7 protein-coding genes are annotated in these 12312 nt (G+C 39.3%); all 7 read left to right on the top strand.

What is annotated here, in order from left to right:
• Positions 1 to 193: 193 nt before the first annotated feature.
• The 7 genes from K6V21_RS15835 to K6V21_RS15805 all read left to right on the top strand — a co-directional run bounded on the left by K6V21_RS15835 (position 194) and on the right by K6V21_RS15805 (position 12298).
• Positions 194 to 2959 carry a two-component regulator propeller domain-containing protein gene (locus tag K6V21_RS15835; protein WP_224319215.1) on the top strand — a complete coding sequence of 922 codons (2766 nt, stop codon included), beginning with the start codon at positions 194 to 196 and terminating at the stop codon, positions 2957 to 2959.
• 220 nt (positions 2960 to 3179) lie between these two features.
• The gene (locus tag K6V21_RS15830; protein WP_224319214.1) at positions 3180 to 3701 is read left to right on the top strand and encodes a sigma-70 family RNA polymerase sigma factor; all 522 of its coding nucleotides are present in this window, start codon (positions 3180 to 3182) and stop codon (positions 3699 to 3701) included.
• A 35-nt stretch (positions 3702 to 3736) separates the two neighbouring features.
• Positions 3737 to 5125, top strand: coding sequence for an IPT/TIG domain-containing protein (locus tag K6V21_RS15825; RefSeq protein WP_224319213.1), 1389 nt, complete (start codon positions 3737 to 3739; stop codon positions 5123 to 5125).
• A 19-nt stretch (positions 5126 to 5144) separates the two neighbouring features.
• Positions 5145 to 8219 (top strand): SusC/RagA family TonB-linked outer membrane protein, encoded by a 3075-nt coding sequence (locus tag K6V21_RS15820; RefSeq protein ID WP_224319212.1) that lies wholly within the window; start codon positions 5145 to 5147, stop codon positions 8217 to 8219.
• A gap of 12 nt (positions 8220 to 8231) precedes the next feature.
• Positions 8232 to 10202 carry a RagB/SusD family nutrient uptake outer membrane protein gene (locus K6V21_RS15815; RefSeq protein WP_224319211.1) on the top strand — a complete coding sequence of 657 codons (1971 nt, stop codon included), beginning with the start codon at positions 8232 to 8234 and terminating at the stop codon, positions 10200 to 10202.
• Positions 10203 to 10223: 21 nt separating this feature from the next.
• Positions 10224 to 11156 (top strand): BT_3987 domain-containing protein, encoded by a 933-nt coding sequence (locus tag K6V21_RS15810; RefSeq protein WP_224319210.1) that lies wholly within the window; start codon positions 10224 to 10226, stop codon positions 11154 to 11156.
• A 104-nt stretch (positions 11157 to 11260) separates the two neighbouring features.
• Complete coding sequence (locus K6V21_RS15805) at positions 11261 to 12298, top strand: glycoside hydrolase family 43 protein (protein ID WP_224319209.1); 1038 nt, start codon at positions 11261 to 11263, stop codon at positions 12296 to 12298.
• Positions 12299 to 12312: the final 14 nt, after the last annotated feature.

Here is a 12312-nt window from a genome sequence, read left to right as displayed (position 1 = left end):
ATAGAATCTAACAAAACAAAGTATCTCTTAAAAATAATTTTAGTAATCCGGATTAAGCGCAAATTCTTGAAATTACGCTTAATCCGGATTTTGATTATACTTTCAACCATATACACAAAAGTTTTTTCTCTGGCAAACGGATTGTACATAGTGATTTTTTTCTAAATTTGCATGTCATAAAGAAAAGATGTCTATGACCTTAGAAAAACACATATTATCCTTTGTACTCCTTGTTGTCGAAGGGATGCTGACCTTTGTATTAGGAAATGACTACACTATATACAGTATAGGAAATGAAGGGTCTCAATCTAAGTTCGAAGACACCCGAGTCAACTGTATTTATAGAGATACTGACGGCTTTATCTGGATTGGTACAGGAGCCACTGTCGAACGAATAAATGGAAAAAACACTTTACCTTATCATTTTGCTGAAGAATATCAGGGAAGTGCTCCCTCCCCTTTTCTGGTCAATACAATAATAGAAAATTACAAACATGATTTTTGGGTAGGAACTATCCAAGGCCTTTGGCATATGAATCATAGTAACCGTACATTGGAGCGGATGTTTACTCAGGAAATAAACTTTTCTGTTCAAGTCCTAAAAAAAAATGAGGAAAACCAACTCTATATAGGTACGGTGAATGGTCTTTACATCTATGACAAGAATCAACTCCGGCACATTATTATAGATGAAAAAAATATCCTTTCTCCCAATAACCGTATTCTGGATATCGCAATATGCAATTCCCAATCCATTTGGCTACTGACTGCCAATGGTCTTGTTCTCTGCGATACCAAATCCGGAGCACTCAAACAATATTCATGCCCTTTGGCTGCATGTGGACAATTAAAATGCCTTGTTAAAATAGAAGATATATTGTATCTTGGTACTGAGAAAGGAGGCATTATCACCTTCGATTTACTTCACCGAAATTTTGCTCCCTATTGGAATACAGTAAAAGCACCGATTTCAAGCCTTACCTATGAAAAGGAAGTTTTGGGTATTGCCACTGCCGGTCAAGGCTTATATTTGCTGTCTTTACCTGAAAAAAGAGTTCTATATTCTGCAACCTATGGAACAGAAACCGGACAAGACCTTCTATCCAATGTTATATCTTCCATTCTTTTTTTTCAGGGAGACGTATGGTGTGGGACAAATTACTATCAAGGCCTGAATATATTAAGAAAAAGAAACGAAGCTTTCAAGCGTTATGACAAAGGGCTTTTCAAATCAAAAGACATTTCCGTGCGAAGTTGTTTTCACACAAAGGACTATATTTTTATAGGTACACGTGAAGGATTCTATTATATACATGTACAAACTGGAAAAATCAATTATATAAATACACGGAATGACAAAAGTGAAAGACTACATTCCAACTTGATATTCTCTTTTCATGAATATGGAGAAGAAATATTTATCGGAACTTGCGGTGGAGGCATCTCTTCTTTTAATCCCCGCACTGGTATATTTAATGAAAACCCTTTGACACGTACATGTACTTCTAATGATATTTTTATGTTTTTGGAGGACGCTAATAATAAGCTATGGCTTGCTACTTCTGACGGTTTATATTCTTATGATAAGCAAACTGAAAGTATCACAGAATACAATGCGTCCAATAGTAATATGCCCGGCAACATTGTATATGGCGCTTATATTGACTCATCCGGACGCTTCTGGGTTGGAACAGACAAAGGATTAGCCATCTTTGATAGTCAAACAGGTAAATGCAATCAAGATATGCTACCTGAAATATATCATAAAGAAGCCATACGATATATTTTTGAAGGTAGAGATGGAACACTTATATTTGCCCAACTGAATAATAAATTATTAGTAACAGATAAATCACTAACTCATTTCTATTACCCCTTACCTACTAATTGCCATAGCATAACCCAAGACGATCAAGGATATTACTGGTTAGGTAAATGGGATGGTTTATTAAGGGTAAACGAAAAAATGGATCGTTATACATTCTTCCCTGCCATCAATGCGCTTGCCGCAAATGCAGGCCCGCCTATCAGTAAAGATGAATACGGCAAGTTATGGGTATGCGGAATGAAAGGTCTTTTTATTGTTACTCCTCAAAACGAATTTGTCCCATCCTCAGTACGAATAACAGAAATGCAGGTTAATGGAAAATTATACGCTGATAATTATGTATTAAATCCAGATTCCACTTTCAATCTAAACTCTAACGAGAATAACATCACTTTCATATTCAATTCTTTAGGATACGAAAACCCTGAACAGATTAAGTATGAATATATGCTTGAAGGAAGAGACTCAATATGGACTGAACTAGTAAATGAAGATAAGGTTTCATATTTCAACTTACCTGCCGGCAATTACAGATTCCATGTTCGTAAATTTCTGAACATGGAATCTGTTGATCAAATAGCATTCAACATCAAACATAATCATTCATGGTTAGTTTATTCCTCTATTGCAGGAATATTAGTTATCATCTTATTATTGTTCACTTACAAAAAGAAAACAAAAACTCCAATACACGTAGAGAAACCGGAAGATCTACCTGATATCATTCAAAAGGAAATCAAAATTGATATGCAACCAACTGAAAGTTATGTAAAAATGAGTAAGGAAGAGGCTAAAGAAGTCATTGATACACTAAAGAAATATATGCAAGAGCAGAAGCCTTATCTGAATGTCGACTTAAAACAGTCAGAAGTAGCTGTTGTAATCGGTTATCCGACCTATCTCCTCTCTGCCATCTTCACCCATTATCTTAAGATGGGGTATTATGACTTTGTCAACAGTTACCGCGTAGAACAATTCAAACAATCCATCAATGAAGGACAGCACAAAAAATATACTTTGGTAACCTTGGCTGAAAAATGCGGTTTTAAATCCAAAGCTTCATTTTTCCGAGCTTTCAAGAAGTTTACAGGTACCACTCCTAACGAATATATCCAGCAATTCGATAAATAATAATTTAGCATTCATATTCCGGGCGGTATCACTCATTTGTGATACCGTCATATACCACTGAATTTCAGCACTTTTATGTTTTAATAGTATCTTTCATAAGTTTGATACACCTTCCACCTTTTTTTTGTTTTCCATTCGTTTATTGTTATCTATTTTTGCGTTGTACTTCTCAACTAAAGAGAATTTTAAGATACAAGCTATTAACCAAAAAATCGAAAGCATGGAAGACATAAAGGTAATATTGTCCTGCCTAATTACTGATTCTTACCAGAAATATTATCAATCGGTATGTTCTTATATTTATTATAAGATTGGTAACCAAGAAACAGCTAAAGACCTGTCGCAAGACGTATTTCTACGTCTTATCGATTACAAACAAATGCTCCGTGAAGACACTGTTAAATATTTCATTCATACCATTGCCCGCAACCTGGTGACCGATTATCTACGTCGTCATTATAAAAAACAAGAAGTCACCTCTTATATATACGACCATGCGATCACTTATACGAATGAAATAGAAAGTCAAGTCATAGCCAAAGAATTATCTGTTTTAGAAAAGTATAAATTAGATACCCTTTCCGAACAACGTAGAAAAGTATATGCTATGAATCGTTTCGAAGATAAATCCATTTCCGAAATCTCTACTGAGCTAAAAATATCTCCTCGCACAGTTGAGAATCACTTATTCAAAAGCCGTAGAGAAATACGCAACTTCATCAACCTGCTATATGCAATATAAAACAAACTTAGTGTTAATTTTAAATTTATTAATTCATGAAAAACAAAAAAGTACTATTCCCGTTAGGAACTCTCTTTTTGGGAATCTTCGTTCTTATCTTCAGCTGTAAAGACGAAACTTATGTTTATCAACAGAATCAAGGTAAAGGTACTCCCTACAACCCTGATTTACCTGTAAAAATTACCGGTTTTATTCCTGAAGAGGGTAAGATACGAGAAAAAGTCGTTATTTCAGGAGAAAATTTCGGCAACGACCCGTCTAAAGTAAAAGTTTTTTTTGACGATGGCTATTCGGATAAAGAAGCACAAGTTATCAATGTAGATGGAACCTCTATTTATTGCCTTGCACCCAGACAAAGTGATGGTAGAAGCCGGATTAAAGTTCGTATAGCTGAAAATCAAACGATTACCGCATCTCAGAATTTTCACTATATAGCTGCCGCCAGCGTTTCATGGGTGGCCGGAGTAGGAACTCGGGATGGCGTTGGTGCTAAATATGCAGATGGCACCTTATCAGAAGCCCATTTCTGGAAACCTCAAGGTATTGTAGCACTCGGTAATAACCAGATGATGACTTTTGGTTTCCATGAAGCTAAAGCCAATTACGTTCGGCTTATCTCTGTGAACGATGATAAAGTCATCACTGTACAAAGTGGAGTTTATCTGGGTAAACCGGCTATAAATGAAGCAAAAACCAAAGTCTACGCCACTACGCTCAACCCTCCTCATACTGTTTATGAATATAAAAAAGAAACGGGTTGGACACCATATACCATTGGAGAAATTGTGGTTCCGAAGTATACCACCTGTTGTGACCGTATCCGTTCGCTTGTCATGATGGACGAGACTCATGATCCTAATCAGGAATGGTTATATTTCTGTCATAAAGACCAAACTTTCGGACGTTTTAACGTCAATACGGAAGAGACTCAGATTTTGGCAGATCAAACTTTGGATATGCCGACAAATACTTTTGCCGGATATATGGCCTACGACAAATTCAAGGACTGCTTCTATGTTTCATTATATAATTTCTACAGTATCTATAAAATAACGAAAACCGGCGCCGACTGGAGCGACGGCGTTAAGGCCGAACTTTATGCAGGTAGTCCTTCCGAAAGCGCAGTTAAAGACGGAGAACTTCAGGATGCCCGTTTCAAACAGCCTATGGGGATGTGTATGGATGATGAAGGTAACCTCTACATTTGCGACTGCGACAGAGCAGATGTTATTCGAAAAATTTCCGGAATCGACGGCTATGTATCAACCATCGCCGGAACATTGGATAAAGAGAGTCCACAAGCAAATGGCGAACCGGCCGAATCAGTCTTCCTTGACCCGCAAGACATTTCTTATGATGGAGAAGGTAACTTCTACATTACCGAATGGTGGGAAGCCACAATCAGAAAATATTCAATTGAATAACCTTTAACATCGCGTAAATATGAAATATATATATTTGTTATTGCTTACATTCTGTCTATCAGTCCCTACTTTTGCACAAAACAATACTGTTAAAGTGGCGGGAGTAGTAATGGATGAGAACGGAGAAACATTAATCGGAGTAAATATTATGGTAAAAGGCACTAATATTGCCGCCATAACCGATTTAGACGGAAGATTCAGAATAAACAACATTCCCAAAGGAGCTACTGTAGCATTTTCCTATATGGGTTATAAGACTCTTGAAATCAGATATACATCTGATAAAGAGAGAGAAACAATCGGTATGAGACCCGATATCAGTGAATTGGAAGAAGTTGTAATAACAGGGCGTGGTTCTCAGCGTAAAGTATCCGTTGTTGGAGCTATTACTAATGTAGAAACACGTGAATTGCAAGTACCGGCCACATCTGTCAGTAATATGCTTGGTGCACGCGTACCGGGTATCATTGCAGTGACGCGTAGTGGTGAACCTGGCAATGACTTCTCCGAATTCTGGATACGTGGTATCAGTACTTTCGGAGCCAACCAAGGAGCCCTAATTCTTATTGATGGTATCGAAGGAGACTTGAATGACCTTGACCCATCTGATATTGAAAGTTTCTCTGTACTAAAAGACGCTTCAGCAACAGCAGTATATGGAACACGTGGCGCTAACGGTGTCGTTGTAGTTACAACCAAACGAGGTAAGGCTGGTAAGTTGCAAATCAACTACAAGGCAAACATGACCTACTCTTACTCTCCACGTATGCCGGAATATACAGACGCCTATCAATACGCCGCACTAGCCAATGAGGCACGAATGGTCAGGGGCAACAGTGCGCTATATACTCCTACTGAATTAGAACTGTATAGAACTGGGCTAGATCCGGACTTATATCCTAACGTCAACTGGCGGGATGTGATTCTAAAAGATCATGTATGGAACACGCAACACCACTTCAGCCTGTCAGGTGGTGGAGAAAACGCACGCTATTATGTAAGTTTGGGAGCACTTACCAATGAAGCCCTTTTTAAGCAAGATAAAGAATCCCCATATAGCGCTAATGTAGATTATAACAAATACAATTTCCGGGCTAATGTAGATGCTAATATAACTCGCACAACTCTACTCTCCCTTAATTTAGAGACTGTATTTGTAAAGCAGAACGCACCGGGATTCGGAGATGATAATAAAGCACTATGGACAGCGCAGGCCAACTTACCTGCAACCATGGTTCCGGTTCGCTACTCAAACGGTCAGTTGCCTTCTTATGGTGTTAATAGTGACCAAATGTCCCCTTATGTACAACTGAACTATACCGGATATAAAGCTATTGAACGATATAGTGCCAAGTCGAATATAACCTTGAAACAGGATTTAGGAATGTTTGTTAAAGGGTTATCCGTACAAGGTTTATTCTCGTTGATGACCAACGGAAGTCATACTATTAAAAATTCCATCACTCCCGACCTATATTTTGCTGATCCTAAAATGGGACGCTATACCGATGGAAGCCTGCGAACCCAAAAGAAAGTGGAAAAGGTAGACTTGAAGTCCGAACAGTTGACTTCATCAGACCGACAGTACTATTTTGAGTTACAAGCCAACTATGAACGTATTTTTAATAAAGACCACCGCGTTACGGGACTATTGCACTATTATTGCCAGGAAACCAAAAATAGCACATGGGGTGATGACTTATATTCTGTAGTCCCCAAGCGTTACCAAGCTTTCTCCGGCAGAGCCACATATTCATATAAAGACACCTATATGATCGAAGGTAATGTAGGATATACCGGTTCGGAGAACTTCAAAAAGGGAGAACGTTATGGCTTATTCCCGTCTATCGCGCTCGGCTGGATTCCTTCCCAATACAAGTTCTTCCAAAAAGCGCTACCTTTCTTCAACTACCTGAAGTTTCGCGGATCATATGGAAAAGTAGGTAACGACCGCCTAAAAGATGTACGCTTCCCCTACCTTACCATTGTAGGAGGTACAGGCGCTGGCACTTGGGGCGGAACAGCCATCGGTGAGACACAAATCGGTGCAACAAATATGGCATGGGAAACAACTACCAAACTTGATCTCGGCATTGATGGTAAGTTATTTGATAACAAGTTAGAGTTTACCGTAGACTTTTTCCGCAACAAGACCACTGGTGTCTTTCAAAAGCGTGAAAGTGTTCCTTTAGAATCCGGTCTGAACTCCACACTTCCTTACGCCAACATCGGCTCCATGACTTCCTGGGGATTTGACGGAAATGCTTCTTTCACCCAGACTATAGCCAAAGATCTTTCCTTCACCCTGCGTGGTAATTTTACATTGGCAAGAAACAAAGTGAATTACTGGGAACAATCCGGTATAAATTATCCGTACCAGTCATATAGTGGCGTTCCTTATAATGTACTACGCGGGTTGATATCCGAAGGACTGTTCAGGGATGAAGCTGATATTAAAAGCAGCCCTAAACAAACTTTCATGGAAAATGTAATGCCGGGAGACATCAAATATAAAGATGTAAACGGTGACGGAGTTATCAACGATGACGATATTGTTCCCCTCTCATTCTCCAATATTCCGCAAATTCAATATGGTCTTGCCTTCGAAGTGAATTACAAAGGTTTCCGCCTCAATGCACTGTTTGAAGGCGTGAAAGACGTACAATATTTTATGGGAGGAAGCGGTTACTATCCGTTTGCCGGAGAAACAACGGGTAATGTACTCTCTATCGTAACCGATCAATCCAACCGCTGGACTCCCGCCTGGTACTCAGGCGACCCTTCCACGGAGAATCCTAATGCACGCTTTCCCAGACTGACATATGGAGAGAACAAGAACAATAACCGGGCTTCCACACATTGGCTCGCTGATGGTAGCTATGTCCGATTGAAGAACGTAGAACTTTCTTATAGCTTTCCTGACAGATGGATGCGTAAGACCAAAATAATCAAATCTTTAACCGTCAGCCTAATAGGTGAGAACCTGCACGTATGGGATAAAGTAAAACTTTGGGATCCCGCACAAGCATCGGACAATGGAGCAGTTTATCCGTTGCAACGTAAATATACCATGCAATTATTTGTAACATTCTAAAAAGTGACAATAATGAAAACATATATAAAAAATATACATATCATAATAGGCATGCTATGCATTTGCTTGCTTAGTATTACACAGTTCTCATGTAGCAATTATCTGGATGTAGACGATTACTTTAAACAGACCACCCAATTGGATTCTATATTCAAGAGAAAAGTACTGACGGAACAATACATCAATGGAGCAGCAAGTTATCTGCCCAATGAAGGAAACCTATGGACATTAGCCCCAACCCCTTTTCAAGGAGCATCGGATGAAAATTTTACGTCTTTCAACGATGACCGTCATGCTGCCATCAAATTCTTGTTGGATGAAATGACACCTTTTTATGAAACAAAATACTTTAATTATCCCAATTACTACACAGGAATAAGAAAAGCAAGTATCGTTTTGAAACGTATCAACGAAGTACAGGACATCTCTGACTTAGACCGTAGAGACTTTATCGGAAGATGTTATTTTCTGAAAGGCTATTATTATTTCCAGTTATTGTTGCAATATGGTCCTGTTCCCATTGTCCCCGACGAAGCATTTGCCGTTGACGCAAGTGTAGAGGAAATGTCCATAGAGCGTGCCACATACGATGAATGCGTGGACTACATCTGCCAGAATCTGGAAAAGGCAGTAGAGTATTTATATAGTTCAAGGCCGACCGACCAAATCACTATTCCAACACAGGGAGCAGCTTTAGCTACTTTATCACGCGTCAGATTGTATGCGGCAAGTCCTTGGTTCAATGGTGGTAGCGGTGGATTATACGCAGACTGGATACGTAAGAGCGACGGAGTTCACTTCATCAGTCAAAACAAAGATAACGAAAAATGGGGAAAAGCGGCGGTAGCAGCCAAACGTGTTATGAATACCGAACTATACCATCTCTATACAGCAAAAAGAAAATCTGATACCGGCCAGTTGCCTGAGGCTGTAACCCAAGCTTATGCAGCCCGTCCTATTTCGCAATTCAACCCTACAGATATTGATCCTTATCGTTCTTATGCTGAAATATTCAATGGAGATGTACCTGTTGAGATGAATGAGGAAGTTATCTATTCATGCCGGCCAACTCAGACAGGTAAAGATACGCCTGCCGGAATCGCCCTACCGGGAGTTATGGGAGGTATGAACGGATTAAATCTTACACAAGATGTAGCCGATGCTTTCTATATGGCTGACGGCAGCAATTACTCTCTTCCTGCAAATCACTGGGAACCTATTGGAACTGATAAAAAATTCTCAGGATACACCTTGAAAGCCAATGCAGCAAAAATGTATGACAACCGGGAAATGCGTTTTTATGTCTCTATGGGATTTAATCATTGCTTATGGCCCGGCACATCTTACTCCGGCAATGATAATTCATTGAAAAATGTAGAAGTGCAATACTATGCCGATGGCAATGCAGGTCCTCCGGCTAATTTTGCCGTAGACTATAACCATACCGGATATACCTGCAAGAAATACGTTCATCCAGAAGACAACCTGAAAGGTTCTCTAAAACCCAAGTCTTTCCCGATATACCGTTATGCTGAAATATTACTGAACTACGCGGAAGCCATGAATGAGCTGGAAGGCACATATACCGAAGGCGATATAACAGTGACCGGACGGGATGAAGACGAGATTCTGGATGCTTTCAATCAAATCCGTTATCGTGCAGGACTACCAGGTTTGACTGCATTACCTTCACGCGAGGAAATGCGCGAGCTGATCAAGCACGAACGTCGCGTCGAATTTGTATGCGAAGGACATCGTTATCATGACCTTCGCCGTTGGGGAGATGCCGAACATGCTTATAATAAACCAGTATTGGGTATGAATATCAAAGCCAGAAAAAGTGAGCGTGAAGCATTCCACACCATCACTACTTTGAATGATGATAAATCCCGCCGGTACTTCGACTATAAGAATAATTTCTGTCCAATACCGAAGTCTGCAATGAATAAAAACAGTAAATTAGTTCAGAATCCCGGATGGTAAACCTTATAAATACAATAGATTATGAAAAAGAATAGAAATAACTTTATACTTTCACTGCTGTCAACAGTGCTGTTTGCAGCTTGTGAAGTTGTCGATCCGATGGATTCCGAACAATATCAGAAAGACATCTATATGATTGGCGCCGATACCAAAGTGTCCTCTTTTGAAATCCCCTATGGAGATGAGCAAGAAGCATTTGTCTCTCTGTCAGCCAGCGGAAGCCAGAAAGTGGACAGAGATGTAGTTATTACGCTGAAACGCAATGATGAAATTGTAGACTGGTACAATGCCAAATACATGCTTGATGCTCCGGTAAAGTATCAACAGTTACCTTTGGCTCTCATTAATCTTCCTTCATGGACCGCAACCCTCAAAGCAGGAGAATTATACACACGTTTCCCGTTCAGTCTAAATACAAATGAATTACACTGCGACTCACTGTATTCCATCGGTTTTGCCATAGAATCAACATCAGATTATCAGATTTCTGAAAATGGTTCGGAGTTAATTTTTACTCTGAAACTGACCAATCCCTATTCAGGTAATTACCATCTGGATGCAGCCAGAACCACACTTAAAGAAGAAACACTTCCCGATGGTACTACAGAATGGGTGGAACAAGGTATGCCTATTCCTGTAAGCATCCAGCGCACACTGACTGCCGCATCACAAAACACGGTGCGTTTCTTCCACGATAAAACGAAAGAAACTTTGGCTGAATATAGTAATTCATGGAATCCTGGAAAAGATTACTTTACAGCAGTCAAGAACTTATGTGTCAACTTCGTTCAGGTAAGCGAAAACAAGTTTACTGTGAGAGCTTGGGAAGATATGCCAATCGTGAACGGAGAAGCCGAATACAACAATGGCACATTCACTTTCTGGTATGACTATATGGACGGTGAAGGGCGTTATCGAATGCAAGGTACATTCAGAAAGGCTTTTGCCGGATAATGATTGTATAGAAAAAAGATGATCATCTTCTACAAATGATAATCTTAATATTAACAAAACTGCTGGGACTATGCGCCCAGCAGTTTAACATTATATCAATACACATGAAACGAGCTTTAAAACTTTTCACTTATACCACATTAGCTTTTTGCCTAAGTAGTTGCACATTAACCAAAGGAAAACAAAAGCCGACATTTGCCGGATATTTATTTGCCTATTTTGAAGGGTCAGGAGAGCGCCTGAAACAAGAGCAACTACGCTTTGGGATAAGTAGCGATGCTATAAACTGGTACGCACTCAACAACAATGAACCAATTATTGCTTCCGATACCATATCACAAACCGGTGGAATCAGAGACCCCTATATTATGCGCGGAGAACATGAAGAAGCATTTTATATGGTAGCCACAGATATGTTTACCTTTAAAAACGGTTGGGGACACAACCCGGGAATTATAATGATGAAATCAGATAATCTGATTGATTGGGAACATTCAGTGATTGATTTGGCAAAAGCGTATCCCAACAATTTTCAAAACATACAATGGGTCTGGGCACCTCAAGTCGTATACGATCCGGATGAAAAGAAATATCTGGTATATTTCACCATACGCTTTAAAGGTGAAGAGAATTTAGATTTCTATTGCGCATATGCTAATAAAAAATTTACCGCTTTCATTAATGAACCAACTTTGATGTTTCGTGCCCGATATGGTGCAATTGATGGAGATATCGTATACAAAGACGGAACTTACCACCTTTTTTATAAAGGAAATACGAAAGATGAGAACGGGAAAGAATACAAGAATGGTATCCAACAAGCAACAAGCAAATCTCTAAAAGGGCCCTGGATTGAAGATTTCAAATATCTGGATGTTTATGCCGAAACACCTACGGTGGTAGAAGGTTCAAGTATTTTTAAACTGAATAATTCCGACACTTATATACTCATGTACGACCTGTATAAAAACCTACGTTACGAGTTTCAGCGTAGTAAAGACCTTTATAACTTCACCAATACTCCTGAGGTTTTCAATAAAAACTTCAATCCAAGGCATGGTAGTGTAATCAGCATCACCGAAGAGGAAGCTATCCGATTAAATAATAAATGGAAAGGAGTACCTAAAGAATTATTAAAATAATGCTATAACATTCC

The organism is Bacteroides cellulosilyticus, assembly GCF_020091405.1.
Classification (GTDB): domain Bacteria; phylum Bacteroidota; class Bacteroidia; order Bacteroidales; family Bacteroidaceae; genus Bacteroides.
This window is presented reverse-complemented; position numbering and strand designations above follow the sequence as displayed.